Source organism: Streptomyces sp. NPDC001617 (assembly GCF_053596855.1).
Genome location: NZ_JBSFHA010000110.1, coordinates 1 through 18,710, shown reverse-complemented (window position 1 = coordinate 18,710; position 18,710 = coordinate 1). Strand labels below are relative to the sequence as shown.

Genomic DNA, 18,710 nt, shown 5'->3' with positions numbered 1-18,710 from the left:
AAGGACCGAGGACATGAACTCAGGCTCGATGCGCGCGGTCGTGGCCCACGGGGCGGGGGACCTGCGCCTGGAGGAGCGGCCGGTGCCACAGCCCGGGCCCGGCGAGGTGGCGGTCGACATCCTCTACGGCGGGATCTGCGGCTCCGACCTGCACTACTGGCGGCACGGCGCGGTCGGCGACTTCCGGCTGCGCGAACCACTCGTCCTCGGTCACGAGATCGTCGGCCGGGTACGCGCCGCGGGCCCCGGCACACAGGCCCCATCGCCCGGGACCCCGGTGGCCGTCCACCCACTGGCCTCCTGCGGCATGTGTCGACAGTGCCTCGCGGGACGGCGCAACACCTGCCTGGACACCGGCTATCTTGGCAGCGCCGCCCGCAACCCCCACGTCCAGGGCGGCTTCGCGGAGGTCCTGGTGGCGCCCGAGGAGCGGGTGCTGCCCCTGCCCGAGGGCCTGGACCTGCGGCTGGCCGCGGTCGCCGAGCCGGCGGCGGTCGCCTGGCACGCGGTACGGCAGGCCGGTGACGTACGCGGAAAGCGGGTCCTGGTCACCGGCGCCGGCCCGATCGGCTGCCTGGTGGTCGCGGCCCTGCGCGCCGCCGGAGCCGGCGAGATCACCGTGACCGATGTCCACGAGGCCCCGCTGGCCGTTGCGAAACAAGTGGGCGCCGACGCGGCCGTACGGATCGGCGCGACCGAACAGGACGAACTGCAAGAACTCGCGGCGGACATCGCCATCGAGTCCTCGGGCAACCCCGCAGGGCTGCGTACCTGCGTCTACGGAGTGGACCGCGGCGGCCTGGTCGTGGGCCTCGGCCTGCTCCCGCCCGGGGACACCCCGGTCGCCGCGAACGCGGTGATCACGAGGGAGCTGCGGCTGGTCGGCTCCTTCCGCTTCGACAACGAGCTCGGCGAGGTGCTCCGCGCGCTGGCCGACGGCCGCCTCCAGGCCGACCCGGTGGTAACCTCCGTACTCCCCGTGGCACGAACCGGCGAAGCCTTCGAACTGGCAGCCGACCCGGCGCGCTCCTGCAAGGTGCTCCTCGACTTCGCGGATCCGACGACGCCCTGACGTGGGCCGACTACGCCTTCGCGCGGGCCGGCCGCGAGTCGGCCCGCCCGGGCCACCACCTCCCCCCACCAATATCCCCTCCGGTCATGGGAGTTCAGCATGTCGGGCACACCCGTACCCCGCCCGCACGTCGCAGTGAGCCGCACCGGTCTGCCGGGGGTCGCCGTCCGTCGGCTCGCCTCCCAGTACGACGTCACTTCGTGGGAAGGGACGACGCCGCCCACGTCCGCCGAGCTGGGCGTGCTGGCCGGGGCTGCCAGGGACTGCTCGTCCTCGGCAGTGACCGGGTGGACGCCGCCCTGCTGGACGCGGCCGGCCCGGGCCTCCGTGTCGTGGCACTGGCGTCGATGGGATACGACGGCGTGGACGTCGATGCCGCCGTCGCGCGCGGTGTGGTGGTCACCCACACCCCCGACGTGCTCGCCGACACCACCGCAGACGTGGCGATGGCGCTGATCCTGATGGCCCGGCGGCGCCTCGGCGCCAGCATGGACGCGCTGCGGCGCGGAGAGTGGGGCGACTTCAGGATGGCACCGAGAACGAGGCACGATTCCTGGACCGCTCGCGGACGCGGTCGTGGACGGTCGAAGTACGCGTCAGCTGACCCGAAGCCCGACCGCCAGCGTCAGTTCAAGGACCCGGTGTGGCGATGCGAGATCCGGAAACAGCTCCCGCAGCTGCGACATCCGGTACCGGACCGTCTGGGGATGGACGAACAACGCCGCCGCCACCTCGTCCCGCCTGCCCTGGTGCAGCAGCCACGCCCGCAACGTCTGCTCCAGCCGCCGTGCGGTCGCGGCAGGCAAGGTCCGCAACGGTGCGAGGGCTCGGGCACGCAGGTCTGCGAACGCGTCCGCGTCGGCGCTCAGCACCAGCTCGGGCAGGTGGTCCTCGGTGTCGCGAATATCGGAGGAGAGGGAGCGCGCGCGTACGGCTCGTGCGTACGAGTGGGACGCCCGAGTCCATGGCCGGGCCGGGCCGACCACGGCGGTGCGGTCGGTCAGCTGCCGCAAGAGATGTGATCGGTCGGCATCGGGGACGAGCAGCACACCGGTGGCGTCCGGCAGATCGTCGAGGACGAGGGTGCTCGGGTCGAGCGCGCGGTAGGCAGGCCGGGCCTGGGCGGCGGGCAGCAGGACCGCGGTCAGCGAAACCGGAGGCTGCCACCCGGCCCGTTGAACAGAGGCCAGCAGCACGTCGGGGCTCGCTCCGGCGAGGAGGTCGCGGGCCAGGTGTTCCAGGTGGCGCTCGTGGGCCCTGCCCCGGGCGGCCAGTTCGTCGGCGTGGCCCGCGGCGCTCGCGGCGGAGAGCTCGTCGATGTAGGCGAAGGTCAGCTCGGCGAACTTGGCGACCTCGGCGGCGGGCAGACCTGCGGGTACGGCGCCCGCCGCCAGGCATCGCCAGGCGACACGGGCGCCGACGCGATAGGCGCTGAGCAGGGCGTCCATCGAACGGCCGTCGCGCACCTCGCCGCGGCCCAGCTCGTAGGCTGCGTCACCGGCGTCGCCGCCTGTGGCGTTCCCGCTCGCGAGGTCCAGGTAGTGCCCCAGGGCGGTGCGGACGGCTCGGCGGATGGTGGCGCCCATATGGCCCGTGAGGGCGTTGGCGTAGGGAGGGACCTCGTCGATGATCGCCTGGACGACCTCGTCGGCAGTGGTCTTCAGCGCGGCCCGAAGCGCGGTGACCGTCGTCTCATCAAGGGCCAGTTCGCTGACCCTCCGCAGTGCATGGCTCACGTTTTTATTCCCTGCGAACAATTCTGCCGACCAGATTCACGTCCTGTGGTCAGGACTTTACGCCTCAAGGCGCAGCAAGCTGGAGTCATGACGAGTGCAGCCCTCCGCAGCAGGGCGTGGAAAATGCTGGAGATGGTCACGACGCCACTGCTGCCGTCGGACTACCTCGACCTGGTCAGCCCGTTGCGTGCGGGCGCCGACCTGCGGGGGCGCATCGAGGCCGTGCACCCCGAGACGCCTGATGCCGCGACCGTCGTGATCAGGCCGGGACGGGGCTGGCGCGGCCACACGGCCGGTCAGTACGTGCGGATCGGGGTCGACGTCGACGGGGTGCGCCTGTGGCGTGCCTACTCCCTCACCTCGCCGACAAACCGCCAGGACGGCCGCGTCACGATCACCGTGAAGGCGATCCCGGACGGCAAGGTCAGCAACCACCTGGTCCGCAGGGCGAAACCGGGCACGCTGATCCAGCTCGACCAGCCGAGCGGTGACTTCGTGCTGCCGCAGGCCAAGCCCGCCAAGGTGCTCTACCTGACGGCCGGCAGCGGCATCACGCCCGTGATGGGCATGCTGCGCGACACCGAGTTCGACGACGTCGTCATGGTCCACTGCGCGCCACAGCCGCAGGACGTGATCTTCCGCAACGAACTGCACGACCTGGTCGCGGACAAGAAGCTGCGGCTCACCGAGGTACACACCGACACAGACGGCATGCTCGACATCGCCCGTCTCGACGAACTCGTGCCCGACTGGGCCGAGCGCGAGACCTGGGCCTGCGGGCCCGCGGGCCTGCTCGACGCCGCCGAAGAGCACTGGAGCGAGCACGGCGTACAAGAGCGCCTGCACACCGAACGCTTCCGCCCCAGCATCGTCGTCGCCGGCGACGGCGGCGAGGTCACGTTCAGCGCCGCCGGCAAGACCGTCGACGCGGACGGCGCCACGCCGTTGCTGGACATCGGCGAGGAGGCCGGCGTGCTCATGCCCTCCGGGTGCCGCATGGGCATCTGCTTCGGCTGCGTCACGCCGCTCAAGGCGGGCGCCGTCCGCGACCTGCGCACCGGCGAGCTCACCGAGGCCGAGCCGGGCGTCCTCATCCAGACCTGCGTGTCCGCCGCGGCGGGCCCCTGCGACATCGAACGGTAGGAGCACCTTGACCGCCATCGACCCCACCGCCCACCTGACCGCGGAGCAGATCGAGGAGCTTGGCCGCGAGCTGGACGCGATCCGCGACGAGGTGATCGCCGGCCGCGGCGAGAAAGACGCCGCCTACATCCGTAAGGTCATCTCGGCGCAGCGCAAGCTCGAGCTGGTCAGCAGGGGCGTGCTGCTGTTCTCGATCTTCCCGCCCGCGTGGCTGCTCGGCACCGCCGGTCTGTCCGTGGCGAAGATCATGGACAACATGGAGATCGGCCACAACGTCCTGCACGGCCAGTGGGACTGGATGCGAGACCCGAAGATTCACTCCACCACCTGGGAGTGGGATCACGTCTCGCCGTCCGAGCAGTGGAAGCACTCGCACAACGAGCTGCACCACACGTACACCAACGTGATCGGCAAGGACAACGACCTCGGCTACGGCATCATGCGCGTCGACGAGGACCAGAAGTGGCACCCGTTCCACCTCGGCCAGCCGTTGTGGAACTTCATCAACGCCTGCTTCTTCGAGTACGGCATCGCAGCGTACGACCTGGAGCTCGGCAAGAACCTGCAAAAGCGCCGCCGCAACAACCCGGAGTTCCGCGCGCGGGCCAGGGCCGTGGGCCGCAAGATCCGCAAGCAGGTGCTCAAGGACTACGTGATCCACCCGCTGCTGTCGGGCCCGTCGTTCCTCACCACGCTCGCCGCCACGTTCACCGCGAACCTGGTCCGCAACATCTGGTCCCACTCAGTGATCATGTGCGGGCACTTCCCCGAGGGCGTACAGGTCTTCGAGCGCCGGTCGATCATGGGCGAGACGCGCGGCCAGTGGTACCTGCGCCAGATGATGGGCTCGGCGAACATCAGCGGCAGCAGGGCCATGCACTTCATGACCGGCAACCTCTCCCACCAGATCGAGCACCACCTGTTCCCGGACCTGCCGAGCAACCGCTACGCCGAGGTCGCGGTGAAGGTGCGCGCACTGTTCGAAAAGTACGAGCTGGAGTACGTCACCGGCCCGCTGCCCAAGCAGGTGTTCTCCGCATGGCACAAGGTCTTCCGGCTCTCGCTGCCGAACAAGGAGCCCAAGGTCAAGACGCCGGACCGCGAGCAGGAGCTCGTCGCCGCCTGATTCCCGGTACTGGTTCAGATCTCTCGGCGTATCGACGCCACCGCCGGGCTCGGTGAGATCCGTCGCGGACGGCGGGCGGCCGCGACATCAGACCCTACGACACGGGACCCGGGCAGCCCGATGTCCGGCCGCGCTGCCTCAACATGCGCCAGCAGCTCAACACACAACCCCCGTCGAAATGTTGTAGTGCGCTGACCTGCCCAAAGATCAGCGTCGAGGTGTCCACGATCAAGGTGGAGGGCCCGTGCGCCGTCACCCAGCGCCAGCCAGGCGATGGTTCCTCCGCCGCCGATCGCAGCGACAGCGCGGTGTGCAGCACGCAGGGCGCTGTCGCTGCGGCCTTTGCCCGCTAGATCCAAGGCGATGACTTGTGCGCAGGGCAGGGGGGCCGCGGAGCCGGGCGGGCGTCGGGTTGGGTCGGGTGGACACGCTGCGCCGGGCGGCGACCAGGCCGCCGGTTCCGCGGGCAGCGACGGCGGTCGTGGCGCCGAGGATGATCCTCCGTCTGCTTGTTTCTCTCACGTGTTGGTTTCGCGCCCCTCCGTCTCGGTGGGCTGCGCGACTTCTGCCTTGAACGCCTGTAGGAGCTTGGCGGCAGCCTCGGCGACTTCGGGGTCCACGGAGTCGGCCAGTCCTTCGATGGTGCGACGTCCAGCCAGCACGGCCTGGTGTGCATCGTGTTCCCACTGGACCTTGTGGGCGTAATTGTCGGCGTATTTGGGCAGAGCGCCTGCTGCGGTGCGGCTCCACTCGTGGGAGGAGTAGATGTTCAGCAGGAGTTTCAACGCCTCCGCCTTGCAGCCCACTTGGGGAGCTTCGGCGAGTTCCAGCAGGAACGGCACGGTGGGGGCCGTGGCCTCGGAGATAACGAAGCCAAGCTCGCATACGAGGTCGGCCAGGTAGTCCAGTGCCAGGTCTCCGGTCTTGCGGTCTCCCCAGGCCGCTTTGGAGAGGAGGGTGGGAATATCTCTCGCCGAGCCTCTGGGCACCTCAAGGTCGCTCCACGGAACACGTGGGAGTCCTTTGAGCATAGTTCCCATGTTCAACTCACCCGCCGTTGAAGGTGTCGGTGATGCCCAGCCGGTCCATGATCCTCCTGCACTGACCGCAGGCCGGGATCAGCTCTCTGTTGCGCACGTGTTCGAACGGCTTGTGCAACATCGCGAGACTGCGACTGCCCTTGATTGTTCGCCTGCGTTGAGGGCGTCAAGGATGCAGCCGATTTTCCCAGCATTTGACACCTCCACCGAGGATGCCCGCGGTGCTGGCAACGGTTCCCGGATGGCCCAATATCCTGCGCGAAGTGGGGACTGGAGGTTCCGGTCGGCGGCGGAGGCCCAACACTAATGATCACCGGAGTCACCAGGGAGCCCACAGCGTGACCGGCACCACGGAGGCCCTGAGCAGGTCGGCTGCAGTCGACAATGCGGCACGAAGTGTCACGCGCCCGTTCTACGTCTACGCCGTGCTCGCCAACTCGCTGTTCCAGCGTGGCGTATTCGTCCTCTTCCTTCAACAGCGAGGCTTCTCCGCCGGGCAAGTGGCCCTCCTTCAGACACTGCTCTACCTGGTCAGCGGACTTGCGGAGTTACCGACGGGAGTCATCGCCGACCGAATCGGCCGGCGTGCCAGCATCGTGATCGGCCAGATGCTGATAGCTGGATGTCTGCTCGGCCAGGGGACGTTCTCCAACTACTGGGTGTTCCTGGCACTGTTCATCGGGCAGGGCGTGGGCATGGCATGTGTGTCCGGCTCGGACACCGCCCTGCTGTACGACCTGCTCGTGCGTCGTGGTGCAACGGCCGGCTACGTCAAGACCAAGTCCCGGTTCACCATGCTCGGGACGGTCACCTCGGGAGCCGCCATCGTCCTCGGCGGCCAACTGCAGCAGATTTCCTGGGGAGTCGTCTACGTCGGTTCGGCGGCGTGCCTCGTCCTGGCCGTGGTGGTGCTGATGTCACGGGTGCCCGAGATCCGCGGCGCGGACGCGGTGGACGAGCAGGACGGAGCCGAGAAGGGGCACGGCGACGCCACAGCATGGCGGGCGATGCTTCGGGTCGCCACGCCGGCACTCGTGACGCTTGTCGTGGTGTCCGGATTGATGCATGCGACTTTGACGCCGTACATCATTTTTACCCAGAAGACCCTCTCCGATCAGGGAGCGGGCACCGCATTGGTCAGCGTGGTCATATCGGCGGGATTCCTCACTGGCGGGCTCACTCCGCTGCTGTCGGACCGCGCGAACCGGCGCATCGGGTATCGGGTCATCGTCCCGGTGTCCCTCCTGACGCTCGCCGCGGCACTCGGCCTCAGCGGCCTCGGCCTCGTCTGGGTCACCATCGCCGCGTTCCTGGCCCTGGTCGGAATTCCCGAGATCACCGCCGTGATCGTGGACAACGTGTTCAACGAGGCCGTGCCGTCGCGCCACCGGGCGAGCCTTCTGTCGATGATCGCATTCGCGGAGTCGGCGCTCATCGGCATCGGCTATCTCGTCCTCGGCACGCTCATGGACGGGCTGGGCTCCAGTCAGGGCATGGCCACCTACGCCGCTGTCCCCCTGCTGGCATGTCTCCTGTGGCTCCCGGTGCTCTTCCGCGGGGCACGGGTGACCACCGAGATCGAGAAGCCCGCCGACCAAAAGGCATCCTGAAACAGACCATCTCGAGCAACGCCCCTGCCCGATGGCAGGGGCGTTGCTCGTTGACATGTCGCTCCCCTTCGGCGACGGAGCTGTCATCGCGACGATCAGCGCCGAACGGGATGGGAAGAGTCGCGCCACTGCGGCAGCTGTTCAGCCTGGAGCCACCGCGTAAGTGAGAGTCTCCTACAGGCTCGCGGAGCTGTTCGCCGTGTTCGATGACCCCGACCTGATCGCGCATGGCGGGCCGACGCAAGCGTACTTTGTCCGACGAGATGGGGGCCCATGCGCTGCCGGCGCGGTCAAGCGTCGGTGGCGTCGGTCGGCGCCGCCTCACCGAGTTGGGCGAGCGTCAGGACGTCGCCGGCGATGCCCCAGCCGCCGTCGGCGACCTCTTCGACCAGCACCATGGTGTTGTTGCGGGCCCGCTCGCCGTAGATCTCGACGTACAGCTCGGTGGTGCGGGTGACGATCTCCTGCTTCTGCTTCGGGGTGAGGGTCTTCTCGGGGACCTTGAAATTCGCGAAAGGCACTGCTGCTCGTTCCTTCTCTCCGTGGTGCGTCGCACGGGGTCCGGGATCCGGGCGGGGAGATGGGATCTGGCCGCGCTCTCCGTCGCCCTGTTGTCTCCTCCACGATCGACCGGTCCGCCGCCTCCAGCCAGGGCTGCGCTTACCCAGGGGATGGCACCCCCTGGCTACGGCCCGGCGCGCGAGCGACCATGAAGGGGTGAACCTTCCAGAGCTCGGCGCCTTCCTCAGGACACGTCGCAACCGCATCCGCCCCGCCGAGGTCGGTCTGCCCCACGGCCCGCGCCGGCGCGTCCCGGGGTTGCGCCGCGAGGAAGTCGCCCAGCTGGCAGGGCTGTCAGCCGACTACTACACCGAGTTGGAGCGCGCCCGCGGCAAGCACGGTGTGCAGCCCTCGGCCCAGACGCTGGCCGCCCTCGCCCGTGCCCTGCGCCTCAACGGCGACGAACGGGACCACCTGTTTCGTCTGGCCGACCGGCCGATCCCCCCGTCGGCGCACGGGCCGTCGGCGCACGTGCAGCCGGCGCTTCTGGGGCTTTTGGACCGGCTGTCCACCACCCCCGCGCGCGTCGTCACCGACCTCCACGAGACCCTGGTGGAGAACGATCTGGCCCGGGCCCTGCTCGGCACGTCCCCGGCACTCCGCGGCCCGAGGGCGAGCTTCGTGTACCGCTGGTTCACCGACCCGCGGTCGCGCGAGATGTATCCGCCCCGGGACCACCCGCGCCACTCCCGGGTGTTCGCGGCCGACCTCCGGGCAGCGGTTACCCGGCGCGGCCGGGACGCGGAGGTGATGAACATGGTCGCCGTGCTCCGCCGCCGCAGCCAGGAGTTCGCAGCCCTCTGGGACACCCACGACGTCGCGGTGCGTCGTATGGACCACAAGAACATCGTCCACCCCACGCTCGGCATCATCGAACTCGACTGCTACAACCTGTTCAGCGAGGACGGACGCCAACGCCTGCTGTGGTTCACCGCACCGCCCGGAACCCGCGGAGCCGAACAGCTGGAACTGCTGTCGGTCATCGGAACCCAGGACCTGAACGTCGCCGAGCCCACGACCCCGGACGGCGTGCCCGGGGCGGAGTCCACAACGCGACGCTGATCCGCGCCGGCGCAACGGATACCGGACAGCGCGTAGTTCACCCGAGCTGATCGGCATCCACCGCGTCCGATGCACCTCTGTCGTCCGGCTTTGCATGCCGACATGACGTTCTTTGGCAGAAACCGGGTCGCGCGTCTGGTTCCGTACACGTTGCCCCTCTCGAATGTCGGTACGCGACCCGCGAGGTCACAAGCTCCGCACAGCTTGAGGAGAGCCACCGTGTTCCGACACCCGCTCCGTCCCGTCGCGGCCGCCGCCGCGCTCGCCGCCGTCGGCGGTCTTACGGTCCTGTCCGCCGGCCCCGTCTCGGCCTCCCCCACGACTCGGTCCCGGCATGTCCTGCTGCTGTCGGTCGACGGTCTGCACCAGTCCGACCTGGCCTGGTACGTGGCCCGGCACCCCCAGTCCGCGCTCGCCCGCCTGGCCGGCGGCGGTGTGGAGTACACCCACGCGAGAACCACCGTCCCCTCAGACTCCTTCCCCGGCATGGTGGGCCAGGTGACCGGCGGAGACCCGGGCGTCACGGGCGTGTACTACGACGACACCTACAGCAACAGGCTGCTCCCGGCCGGCACCACCCACTGTGCCCGCGTCAAGCCGGGCGCGGAGGTCGACCTCACCGAGGACCTCGACAAGAACCAGAACTCCCTCGACGCGGGCCAGGGCCTGTCCGGCCTGCCCGGCAGCATCCTGAACATGACCGGCGACGCCGCTCACCTCATCAACCCGGCGAAGCTGCCCGTCGACCCGAAGAGCTGCAAGCCGGTCTACCCGCACTCCTACCTCAAGGTGAACACGGTCTTCGACGTCGCCCGCGAGGCCGGGCTGCGCACCGCGTGGTCGGACAAGCACGTCGCCTACGAGATCCTCGACGGGCCGTCCGGCGACGGCATCCAGGACCTGTTCGCGCCGGAGATCAACAGCCAGGCCATCGGCTACCCGGCAGGCGCGGACTGGACGAAGGACAACGCGGCGACCGAGCAGTACGACGCGTACAAGGTGAACGCCGTCCTCAACGAGATCGACGGTCACGACCACAGCGGCACCCACAGGACCGGCGTCCCGGCGGTCTTCGGGATGAACTTCCAATCCGTCTCCACCGCCCAGAAACTGCCCGCCTCCGACGGGCTGACAGGCGGTTACACCACGGCCGGCGCACCCGGACCACTGCTGGCCAAGAACCTCGGCTTCGTCGACCGGGAGGTCGGGGCATTCCTCGACGAGATCCACAAGCGGGGTCTCGACGGCAGCACGACCGTCATTCTGTCCTCCAAGCACGGCCAGTCCCCCACCGACCCCAAGTCGCTGACCCGCATCGACGACGGGCCGCTGATCGACGGCCTCAACGCAGCCTGGAAGACAGCCCACCCGGGCGCCGCCGACCTGGTCGCCCACGCCGTGGACGACGACGCCATGCTGCTGTGGCTCAGCGACCGTTCCCAGGCCGCGGCCGAGTTCGCCAAGACCTACCTGCTCGCCCGGTCCGGCACCGGCACCGGCATCGACGGCGCCGCCAAGGCGTTCACGGCCGGCGGCCTGAAGACCGTGTACGCCGGCGCGGACGCCGCCCGGTACTTCCACGTCCGCACCGGCGACTCGCGCGTGCCCGACCTGTTCGGCATCAGTCAGTACGGCGTCGTCTACACCGGCGGCAAGGGCAAGATCGCCGAGCACGGTGGAGCACACGCCGACGACCTCGATGTACCCCTCGTCGTCTACGGCGCCACCACCCCGCACGACGTGCGCGTCAACACTCCGGTGCGCACCACTGAGATCGCGCCGACGATTCTGCGCCTCCTCGGCCTCGACCCGCGGAAACTGGACGCCGTGCGCACCGAGCACACCCGTCCTCTGCCGGAGAGCTGACCACGCTCGCCGGCCGCCAGGCCGACAGCCGCCACACAACGGCCCGCGCCGGCGATCACGGCTGACGCGCGATCAGCATGCCGAGCAGCAGCAGGAATTCACCCACGGCATCTGGCGCACCACACGTGTCACCAGATAGGTCATGCCTCGGTCATCAAAACCATCGCCCGTGCCGGAATGAAGGGAATCACCCCCGTGCGCCTGCGCCCCTTGCGCGTCCTGTGCTGTTCCGCCGTCCTCGCCCTGTCCGTGCCTGTCCTGCTGCCCGGCACGGCATCGGCGGCGGTCCCCCCTTCCTCGGTCTATCTGCAGAACTACACCACCGGCCGCAACGCCGCCGACAGCAGCGGAACCGTCGCCGCGCACAACCCCAAGGGCAACGAGGACCACCAGCAGTGGACCCCGGTCGCCGTCAGCGGCGGCTACCAGCTGCGGAACGCCGACGAGTCCGGCACCTGTCTCGGCCGCAGCGGCACCTCCGCGGTCACCGCCACCTGCGGCGCGGACGGCACCACCTGGTCAATCGCCTCCGGCGCCGACAGCACGTACACCATCGCCGTCCCCGGCACCTCGCAGTACCTCACCGGCTCCGCCTCCGATGCCGGCGTCGTGCAGCTCGGCTCGTCGGGCGACCTCGCCCGCTGGTACCTCACCCCGGTCGACTACGCGACCTCGGCGATGCCGTCCGCCGACACCCGCACCCTGGACCAGGTCACCTTCCTGACCGCGCACAACGCCTTCGCCAACGGTGTCGACGGCAACTTCGCCACGTTCCCGGTCAGCTGGTTCCCCAACCAGAACTATGGCGTCAGCCGTCAACTGGCCGACGGCGTACGCGGGTTCATGCTGGACGACTACACCGTCAACGGTCAGGCCGTGCTCTGCCACAACAGCTGCGACGGCGTCGGCAATCCCGTCCCACTCGCCGCCGACCTCCAGCGCATCGTCGACTTCCTCAAGGCCCACCCCGGCCAGTTCGCCACCGTCTTCCTGGAGGACTACGCCTCCTCGGACGTGCTGAAGTCCTCCCTCGCCTCCGTGAGCGGCCTCTACGACGTGCTGTACCGGCCCGACCAGGAGGGCGTCGCCACCAAGGGCTGGCCGACCATGGCCGACCTCGCCGCGCGCGGCAGACAACTACTGGTCTTCAGCGACCGGACACGGGCCAGCGACACCTCCAACGGCTGGGGCACCCGCGACACTTTCGGGGTGATGTACCAGCGCGAGTGGACCGTGGAGAACTACTGGTCCATGGGCGGCGGAATCGGCGACTCCGACTGGTCCTGCTACAGCCGCTGGGACACCAGGCCCCTCACCACGGACTCCGCCGCCTTCCACCCGCTGTTCGTGATGAACCACTTCCGCGACTACACCATCGGCTCCACCGCGGAGACCGACAACGGCAAGCTCCTCAACCGTGCGCAGAACTTCTGCACACCCGCCGCGCGCCACAAGCCCAACTACCTGGCCGTGGACCGCTACGACCTCGGCTCCCCCAGCCCGCTCACCACGGTCGGCACCCTCAACACCTACGTCCTCGCACCGGGGCAGTGAGGACGGCACGGTGCCCGATGCCTGGAACAGGTCCTGAGGTCCAGATCGGAACGTCGGGCGCAGGACGTCCGGAGAAACGGCCGGAAGAGACTGGTCGCCAAATCGGCTCGCGCCCGTCGCGCCGGACCACCAACGTCGTACGCGCCTTCGGCCTCGCCGTACGGGTTTGCAGCCGTTCACGCGTGTCGTCTCCAGCGCGGCACGCGGCCCGAGCCGGGACAGATCGCCGCCCTGCGCTCGCCACCGCTCACGACCGCTACGAGGTGATGTAACCACGATTCAGGTGACCGAGGCCTGCGATGCGGGCGCGCCAGTCGAGGACCTGCTCGCGAGACAGCTCCTCAAGGACCGGACCCCGGTCGACGTTGTCGGCCTCCGGCCGCGATGAGGGCCGCCGCAACGGACTCCGAACACCGCGTAGTTCACCCACGTGCTCGTTCCACCGCCGCGCAGCGATGTCGGATTCGGCGGCCTGCCGTTATGTCGCCTTCATCGGTTTCGAGAGGTCTGTGGCGGGGCAGCACCTAGCGACTAGGGGGAAGCTCATGCGGCAGCGCTCACCTCGGACTCTGCAGATCACGGTCCTGGTCTCGGTCTCGGCCACGTTCCTGGAAGTCGCGGCCAACTTCGCCGCGAACTCGGTCCAGTCGCCCGCGGTGCGCTCCCTCGATCGGATCGCTCCTCTCGTGGTGTTGGTCCTGCTGAGCGTGGTCGTCGTGGGCCAAATAGTGGTGCACCGGCAGACGCATCCCGCGGCGCCACGTCCTGCCTGGGAACCGCAGGCCACCCCCTACCCTGGGCTCGCTGCCTTCGAACGGCACGACGCGGCGGTGTTCTTCGGACGAGAGGGTGAGGTCGCCCAGATCGTGCGGCGGCTGAACACGTCCGCGCCGGACCCGCAGGAGAGGTTCCTGTGCGTCACGGGGATGTCGGGAAGCGGTAAGAGCTCGCTCATCCACGCCGGGGTCCTGCCGCGTCTGCTGAGCTCGCGGTGGACCGTACTGCCGATGATCGTGCCCGGCTCCGAGCCCCTGGAGCGCCTGGCCACCAGCCTGACGCAGACGGACGGGCCCGACCGCGAGGAGGCCGTTCGTCGCCTGCGGGCCGGAGATCTCACCGGGTTGCACAGGACGCGTCACCCCGGCGGGGTGCTGCCGGGTCGTACGCTCTTGGTGATCGACCAGTTGGAGGAACTGATCACCTTCTCTCCGGAAGCGGAGAGGGACACGTTCCTCGATGCTGTCTCCGCGGCACTCGCGCATGACCGCCGCCTGTGGGTCGTGGCCACCCTGCGAGTGGAGTTTCTCCAGGACTTCCTGTCCTGCGGGCAACCGCAGCTGTTCGCCTCACCGATGGCGCTGGGCGCCATGTCCACCGCCGAACTCGTCGCCGTCGTCGAGCAACCCGCTCGGCTGGCCGGGATCTCTTTCGAAGCCGGGCTGGTCGCGCAGATCGTCGACGACACCGGCACCGCGGACGCGTTGCCGCTGCTCGCCTACCTGTTGCGCGAGCTCTACCTCTCGATCGGGAATTCCCGTCTGGCGACCAAGGAGAGCTACCGGTCCCTCGGCGGCGTCGCCGGCGCGCTGGCCTGTCAGGCGGACGAGGTGTTCGCCACCGTCGTCGATCAGCACGGCGCAGACACCGTGCTCGCCGTGCTGCTGCGCCTGGTGGGCATGGAGGCGGGTGAACCGGTCAAGCGCCGTGTACCGCTGTCCGCCCTCTCGGACCAGGAACGGGACATCCTGCGCCCGTTCGACAAGGCGCGGCTGCTCGTGGTCACCCAAGTCGACTCGGTCCCCATGGTTCAGGTAGCCCACGAAGCCCTGTTCCGTCAGTGGCCGCCCTTGCACCAGCAGGTGGCGGTACGAGCCGAACGACTCAACAGCCGCAGCGAGTTGGAACGCTGGGCGGCCGACTGGCGGTCGTCCGGCCGCAGCCCCGACTACCTTCTCACCGGAGAGAGACTCGCCCTGGCCCGACGGTGGCTGACGGGCCTGGAGTCCGCGGCAGAGGCAACGCCGGACATGCGGGAACTGGTCACGGCCTCCCGCAGCCGGGACCGGGCCTTCCTGCACCAGGTCTCCGAGTCGGTCAGCCAGTACGTCCTGGCCAACGCCGAACGGGATCCCGAACTGGGCACCCTCCTCGCGGCAACCGTCCTCGCCGAGTGCCCGCCCACCGCCACGGCTGTCCGGGCCCTGATGGCCGCGCTCGCCCACAACCACACCCAGGCCGTGCTCACCGGTCACACCGCCGGTGTGCGCGCCATAGCGTGGTCGCCCGACGGAGCCTGGATCGCGACCGGGTCACTGGACGCAACCGCCCGCATCTGGAACGCGGCATCGGGCATGCCTGCCGCAGTGCTGGAGGGCCATGCGGCGGGAGTGGGCGGCGTGCACTGGTCGCCGGACTCGCGGCAGGTGGCCACCGCTTCGCGCGACCGTACGGCCCGGGTGTGGGATGCCGTCTCGGGAGAGACCGTCACCGTACTGACCGCGTTCACCGACACGGTCCGCGACGTCGCCTGGTCTCCCGACGGTGCCCGACTCGCGACCTGCTCACGCGACCGACGCATCCGACTCTTCGACACGGCGAGTTGGCAGCAGACGGCGGAACTGTCCGATCACCGCAACGAGATCTACCGGCTCGTCTGGTCCCCGGACGGCACCCGGCTCCTCTCCGCCGCCTACGACAGAACCTGCATCGTGTGGGACGTGGAGACGGGACGCCCGGAACGAGTGCTCGAACGCTCGAACAATCACGCCACCCCCATCTCCTGGTCCCAGGACGGCAGTTGCCTGCTCAGCGGAGAGGACCATCGAATAAGGGTCCTGGACTCCACGACCGGACAGCTCCGGCGAACCTTCCCGGAACCGCACGAACTGATCACCGATCTTCGCTGCTCTCCGCGCGGCGACACCTTCGCCGTCTCCTCACGCGGGCCCGAGGTGCACATACGCGCACTGGACCACGGCGGCGAAATCGCCCGCCTGTGCGGCCACACCGACAGAGTGCAGGCCCTGGCCTGGTCGCCCGGCGGCGACCGCATCGCCACCAGCGCCGAGGACGGCACGGCCCGCATCTGGACCACGGGCACCCACAGCACCGAACTGCGCCAGATCGACGATCATCCCGGCCCGGTCGTCAGCCTCGACACCACACCCGACGGCCGCCGCATCGCGAGCGGCAGCGGCCACGAGGTGCGGATCTGGCATGCCCACAACGGGCAATCCGCTAGAATCCTCACCGGCCACACCGCCGGAATCAATGGCGTGCAATGGGCTCCTGGCGGACGCCGGCTCGCGAGTTGCGCCGACGACAACACCGTCAGGATCTGGCAACCTCTCAGCTCCGACGAGCAACGGACGCTGTACACCGGCCGCGAAACCATCGAGGCCCTGGCCTGGTCCCCGGACGGGGCCCGCCTGGCCATCGCCGGACGCGACAACCGCGCCACCGTCCTGGACGCCGCGACCGGAACGGTCCTGGGAGGATACGGCGAGCATTCCCAGTGGGTCTGCGCACTCGCATGGTCACCCACCGGCACGATGCTCGCGACCGGCTCGGACGACCACACGGCACAGATCTGGGACATGACAGACCATCGCCTCGTGCACCATCTGACAGGCCATCAGAGTTGGGTCGACGCGGTGGCCTGGTCCCCCGACGGTTCTCAGCTCGCCACCAGCTCCGGCGACTGGACCATACGCATCTGGAGTGCCGCGACCGGCACACTCCAACACCTCCTCAAGGGCCATGAGGCCCGCGTCCGCGGTCTCGCCTGGTCTCCGGACGGCCGTCATATCGCCACCGGCTCGGACGACCGCACGGTGCGCCTGTGGAACCCGCAGGACGACGGCGAGAGCAGGGTGATCGGCATCCACCGCGACCGATGCACCTCCGTCGCCTGGCTTCCCAACAGCCGCCAGGTGGCCTCCGCTTCCGAGGACCACACCATCCGGATCTGGGGCAGCGAAAATGATGTCACCGCTCTTCTGTCGGCCGCTCGCGGCCGGATCTTCCGCTCACTGACACCAGAGGAACGCCGCACACACCTGCTTCCCGAAACCGCCTCGACGGTCACGAACAGCACTTGAGACCGGGCACGGCAACGAGGGACAGGCTGCCCAGCCAACGGCGCAAGCCGGCCGGGCCTGAGCCGGTGCTCGCAGGTCACGGTGGGGCGGGTGGCCGAAACCGAGGCCACGGCGGACCTTGTCCGGCGCAACCTCATCGAGGTTGGCCTCAGTGAAGGTGTAGATCTCGCCCGGGAGGCATCGAAGCCTTCAACCGTGGCCGTCGTCGGCCACGGTTCCGGTTCGCCTCGTCCGCGTGGGCCATCCGTCCTGCGCATCGCTTTTCAGAGCTACGGAAAGGGCAAGTCGGGCGTGGCTGATACAAGCTCTTCGATAGCATGGTTCTGTCGGTAGTTGGTGACGTCAGTTGTTCGTGAAAGCTGACGGCACCAGGTGATGGCCCAGAAAGATGTTCGCGAATTCTGACGTCACCATCGGGGTTGCGGTGTCAAGCTGGATGTGCTCAGTAAAGGAGCACCCCCGATGCCGCCCGGCCAGTCGAAGGTCGAGTTGTACGCCGCGCTGCGGCACGACTCCCGCGATGGCATGTCGAACCGGGCGTTGCAGTGCAAGTACGGCGTCACCTGGAGCACGGTCAACAAGGCCCTGACCTCGGCTTGGCCGCAGCCACGCACGACAACCGCTTCGGCGCGGCCGTCGAAGCTGGATCCGTTCACGCTGCTGATCGACGAGATCCTGCTCATTGATCTGGACGCGACCAGGAAACAGCGCCACACCGTCACCCCGGATCTACCGCCGTCTGATCGACGAGCACTCCTCGTACGAGGCGTTGCGTTGACCACTTGAACCCGCACCGATGAGAGGGCGCAAGCGTCCTGCGAGCAACCGCGCGGTCCGGCCAGGGACTGAGAGTCCGGTGTTTATACCTTGCTCGCGACCACCATGTAGTTCTCGGCCTCAAGATCGAACGTGCTCAGTTCCGTTTGGAGTCCGACCCGGTGCAGCTCGACTTCGAGTTCCTCGTACCGGTAGGGCCAGCAGGACAGCAGTTCCGAGCGGACAAGAACCAACCCGGTCGCATCAACTTGCGCGATCGCAATCTCGATGTGGTGCTCCTCCTCCCAATGCGGCGCAATCTCCCAGCGGTAGACCACGACGGCATCGCGACCGTTCCGGCGGACGAGTCGGTCACTGATCTCCAGCCGGGAACCTCTGGCCCTCACGAGTTCCCAAGTGCGGGATGTGAGTACCAAGCGCCCGCCGGGGCGCAGAAGCCGTGACATCGACTCCAGAGCAGCACCCCTGCCGGTCGCGCCCGCGGCATGGTGAAGCGAGTTGCCAACGCAGAACACCATGTCGAACGTGTTGTCCTGGAAATGGTCGGGCAACTCTTCCCAGTTCGCCCGTACGGCCCGGACGGATGCCCCGAACTCCTCAGACAACTCTGCAGTCCGACGAACCATCGCCTCGCTGGCGTCAGTTGCGACAACCTGCATGCCACGACCGGCGAGGCCAACCGCCAACTGTCCGGTTCCGCACGAACAGTCGAGGACGTGAGCGTTCGACGGCAGGGTATTGAGAACGTCGTCGAACGACGCAGCGAACTCGGCTGGAGGCAACTTTGCATCCGAGATGAGCCATTCGTACACCTCGGCAAGCACGTCATAGCCTGTCACAACCACTACCTCCGTCACGCGGCAGACTCACGGAGTGGGACGTCAGTCCATCAGCGGAGCAAGCCGGGCACCAATGGTTTTCGCAAGGATGGCTCTGACGGTGTTTGTGGGTTGTCAGTTGTCCGTCTGAGAAGCTGTATCTCAACCGATCATGGAACGTGCGGGTCGAACAGGTTTCCCGCTGGGGTGATCTTCCCGTTGTGCGCGCATGAAGACAGGGCCTC

The 18,710-nt window shown here is 68.5% G+C and carries 13 protein-coding genes and 1 pseudogene; 10 read left to right on the top strand and 4 right to left on the bottom strand.

Translation table 11 applies throughout. From position 1 onward, the window contains the following. Positions 1–13 precede the first annotated feature (13 nt). Positions 14–1,072, top strand: a complete 1,059-nt coding sequence (locus ACWC09_RS46540) for an L-idonate 5-dehydrogenase (protein WP_450857626.1) — start codon at positions 14–16, stop codon at positions 1,070–1,072. A gap of 86 nt (positions 1,073–1,158) precedes the next feature. Then, a pseudogene (locus ACWC09_RS46535) lies at positions 1,159–1,518 on the top strand (hypothetical protein); the annotation flags it as partial. 150 nt (positions 1,519–1,668) lie between these two features. Here ACWC09_RS46535 and ACWC09_RS46530 read toward each other — a convergent pair. Continuing rightward, positions 1,669–2,808, bottom strand: coding sequence for a PucR family transcriptional regulator (locus ACWC09_RS46530; protein ID WP_450857625.1), 1,140 nt, complete (start codon positions 2,806–2,808; stop codon positions 1,669–1,671). A gap of 87 nt (positions 2,809–2,895) precedes the next feature. Between ACWC09_RS46530 and ACWC09_RS46525 the strand changes: the two genes are divergently transcribed. Continuing rightward, positions 2,896–3,951: a ferredoxin reductase gene (locus ACWC09_RS46525; protein WP_450857624.1), complete on the top strand. Its 1,056-nt coding sequence runs from the start codon at positions 2,896–2,898 to the stop codon at positions 3,949–3,951. A 7-nt stretch (positions 3,952–3,958) separates the two neighbouring features. Next, positions 3,959–5,077 (top strand): fatty acid desaturase family protein, encoded by a 1,119-nt coding sequence (locus ACWC09_RS46520; RefSeq protein WP_450857623.1) that lies wholly within the window; start codon positions 3,959–3,961, stop codon positions 5,075–5,077. 518 nt (positions 5,078–5,595) lie between these two features. Here the strand turns inward: ACWC09_RS46520 and ACWC09_RS46515 are convergent. Beyond that, a complete protein-coding gene (locus tag ACWC09_RS46515) occupies positions 5,596–6,108 on the bottom strand; it encodes a hypothetical protein (protein WP_450857622.1) in 513 nt (170 codons plus the stop codon). A gap of 347 nt (positions 6,109–6,455) precedes the next feature. Between ACWC09_RS46515 and ACWC09_RS46510 the strand changes: the two genes are divergently transcribed. Beyond that, the gene (locus ACWC09_RS46510) at positions 6,456–7,727 is read left to right on the top strand and encodes an MFS transporter (RefSeq protein WP_450857652.1); all 1,272 of its coding nucleotides are present in this window, start codon (positions 6,456–6,458) and stop codon (positions 7,725–7,727) included. 290 nt (positions 7,728–8,017) lie between these two features. On the opposite strand, the gene ACWC09_RS46505 is transcribed toward ACWC09_RS46510, so the two are convergent. Further along, the gene (locus ACWC09_RS46505) at positions 8,018–8,248 is read right to left on the bottom strand and encodes a tautomerase family protein (RefSeq protein ID WP_450857620.1); all 231 of its coding nucleotides are present in this window, start codon (positions 8,246–8,248) and stop codon (positions 8,018–8,020) included. Between the two features lie 196 nt (positions 8,249–8,444). Here ACWC09_RS46505 and ACWC09_RS46500 point away from each other — a divergent pair, with 196 nt between their 5' ends. The 5 genes from ACWC09_RS46500 (at position 8,445) to ACWC09_RS46480 (ending at position 17,656) form a co-directional block, all read left to right on the top strand. After that, the gene (locus tag ACWC09_RS46500) at positions 8,445–9,350 is read left to right on the top strand and encodes a helix-turn-helix transcriptional regulator (protein ID WP_450857619.1); all 906 of its coding nucleotides are present in this window, start codon (positions 8,445–8,447) and stop codon (positions 9,348–9,350) included. Positions 9,351–9,569: 219 nt separating this feature from the next. Continuing rightward, a complete protein-coding gene (locus tag ACWC09_RS46495) occupies positions 9,570–11,216 on the top strand; it encodes an alkaline phosphatase family protein (protein WP_450857617.1) in 1,647 nt (548 codons plus the stop codon). A 177-nt stretch (positions 11,217–11,393) separates the two neighbouring features. Next, positions 11,394–12,770, top strand: a complete 1,377-nt coding sequence (locus ACWC09_RS46490) for an RICIN domain-containing protein (RefSeq protein WP_450857616.1) — start codon at positions 11,394–11,396, stop codon at positions 12,768–12,770. Positions 12,771–13,315: 545 nt separating this feature from the next. Next, complete coding sequence (locus tag ACWC09_RS46485) at positions 13,316–16,870, top strand: NACHT and WD repeat domain-containing protein (protein WP_450857614.1); 3,555 nt, start codon at positions 13,316–13,318, stop codon at positions 16,868–16,870. 462 nt (positions 16,871–17,332) lie between these two features. Continuing rightward, positions 17,333–17,656 (top strand): hypothetical protein, encoded by a 324-nt coding sequence (locus tag ACWC09_RS46480; RefSeq protein ID WP_450857612.1) that lies wholly within the window; start codon positions 17,333–17,335, stop codon positions 17,654–17,656. 74 nt (positions 17,657–17,730) lie between these two features. Here the strand turns inward: ACWC09_RS46480 and ACWC09_RS46475 are convergent, their stop codons facing one another. Beyond that, the gene (locus ACWC09_RS46475; protein ID WP_450857651.1) at positions 17,731–18,486 is read right to left on the bottom strand and encodes a class I SAM-dependent methyltransferase; all 756 of its coding nucleotides are present in this window, start codon (positions 18,484–18,486) and stop codon (positions 17,731–17,733) included. Positions 18,487–18,710 lie beyond the last annotated feature (224 nt).